1 protein-coding gene is annotated in these 377 nt (G+C 67.4%); it reads right to left on the bottom strand.

Annotated elements, in window-relative coordinates; genetic code table 11:
- A partial coding sequence (locus ADL12_RS25145) for an FMN-binding protein (protein ID WP_208614616.1) occupies positions 1-377 on the bottom strand: 377 nt, incomplete at both ends.

Below are 377 nucleotides of genomic sequence, written 5' to 3'. Positions count from 1 at the left end.
GTCACTGGTGATCGTCGCACCGGAGACGGTGTCGATGTCCGCGCTCTGCGCCTCCAACGTCTCCGCGATCAGCTTCGGCACCGCCGCCGTCGTCTGCGGATGGTTCGGCTGCTGCAGCATCTTCACCGACGCTATCTTGGAGCCCTCGAAGGTCACCTGGACCTGCACGGGGCCCTTCTCGGTCTGCAAGGTCGAGCCGTCGACCGTCTGCGACTGCGAGGCGGCGGAGGAAGAGGCGGACTCCGTGTTCGCGTCGATCGCGGCCTGGAGGGACTCCCTGTAGCCGTCACTGGTGATCGTCGCACCGGAGACGGTGTCGATGTCCGCGCTCTGCGCCTCCAACGTCTCCGCGATCAGCTTCGGCACCGCCGCCGTCG

It is taken from the genome of Streptomyces regalis (genome assembly GCF_001509475.1).
Lineage (GTDB): Bacteria > Actinomycetota > Actinomycetes > Streptomycetales > Streptomycetaceae > Streptomyces > Streptomyces regalis.
This window is presented reverse-complemented; position numbering and strand designations above follow the sequence as displayed.